1 protein-coding gene is annotated in these 1,625 nt (G+C 79.0%); it reads left to right on the forward strand.

Annotation, left to right across the window (positions count from 1 at the left end):
* Window positions 1–202: 202 nt before the first annotated feature.
* On the forward strand, window positions 203–1,625 hold a 1,423-nt coding region (locus AAHH18_RS18240; protein WP_343302599.1), incomplete at its 3' end, for a dynamin family protein.

The raw sequence follows: 1,625 nt of genomic DNA on the forward strand, positions 1-1,625 counted from the left end.
GAACCTGCAACCGACGGATTAGAAGGCCGTTGCTCTATCCATTGAGCTATGGAGGCGGGGGACGGCCCGCCGGCGGGCGTCCGTCCGGCGCACCAGCCTACGCGCCCCGGGCCCGCCGCCCCGGGGCCGTCTGCCCCACGGAATCGCAGGTCGCGCGGCGCGGGGGTTTGGTCGGTGCCCGGTCACGGGCGAGGATGTGCCCGTGCACGCAGAGGAGGGGAGCTCGGCCGCGGGGGACGTCCTCGACCGGCCGCTCGCCGCCACGTCGCTGCTCGACGCGGTGACCGACCTCCTGCGGGACACGCGGGCGACGGCGTTCCCGCTGGACGTGCCGGGCGCGGAGCAGGCGCGGGCGTCCCGCACCCGGCTCGTGGACCAGCTCGCCGACCACCTCGTGCCGCGGCTCCGCCAGCTGTCGGCGCCGGCCGTCGTCGTCGTGGCGGGGTCCACCGGCGCGGGCAAGTCGACGCTGGTCAACTCGCTGGTGGGGTCGGAGGTGAGCGCCGCGGGCGTCCTGCGGCCGACCACCCGGCGGCCCGTGCTGGTGCACCACCCCGACGACGCCGAGCTGGTGCGCGAGCACCCGGTGACCGACGCGGTCGACGTCGTGGCCTCCGAGCAGGTGCCGCGGGGCATCGCCCTGATGGACGCCCCGGACCTCGACTCGGTGCTGGAGAGCAACCGCCGGTCCGCCCAGCGGCTCCTGGAGGCCGCTGACCTGTGGCTGTTCGTCACGACGGCTGCGCGGTACGGCGACGCGCTCCCGTGGCGGGTGCTCGGCGAGGCGACCGCACGCGGGGCGTCCGTGGCCATGGTGCTGAACCGGGTCGACCCCGCGTCGCTGCCGACCGTGCGGGGCGACCTGCTGGAGCGGCTCCGGACGCACGGGATGCAGGGCTCGCCGCTGTTCGTGGTGCCGGACGTCGGCCCGCACGAGGGCCTGCTCGAGCCGGCGCGCGTCGCGCCCGTGAAGCGGTGGCTGGCGATGCTCGCCGGACCCGACCGGGCGAGGACCGTCGTCGCCCGCACGCTGCGCGGCTCGCTCGCGGCGCTGCGCCCCTGGGTCGACGAGCTCGCCGACGCGGTCGAGCGGCAGGCCGAGGCCGCCACCGCGATCCGGACGGCGCTGGACGACGCGGTGCGCGGACCCGCGGAGGAGGCCCGGCGCACGGTCACCAGCGGGGCGGTCGCCCAGGGCAGCGCCCAGGCGCGCTGGGTGGAGCTGACGGCGCCGGGCGCGCCGCTGGCGGACGCCGTGCGTGCCTCGGGCCGGGTCGACCGGTCGCGGCGCGCCGGGAAGGACCGCGCGACCGCCGTGCTGCCGCTCGTGCAGGACCTGGTCTCGTCGGCGTCCGCGACGCTCGCCGCGGTCGGCGCGGCGGCGGAGCGGACCCTGCGCGACGCGCTGGCGACCGGCCCCGACGGGGCACCGTCGGCCGCGCGGGCGTGGTCGTCGGCCGACCGGGCCGCGGACCGGCCGCGCGAGGTCGAGCGTGCCGCCCGGGAGTGGGTCGCGGGAGCCGTCGAGGTGCTGGAGGACGAGCTGGCGCGCGCGCGTCCGGCGCCGGCGGACCGCCCCGGGCGCCGCGCGGCCGCCCGGGCGGACCGGCGTGCGGCCGCCGGTC

The organism is Cellulomonas olei, assembly GCF_039548315.1.
Taxonomy (GTDB): Bacteria; Actinomycetota; Actinomycetes; order Actinomycetales; family Cellulomonadaceae; genus Cellulomonas.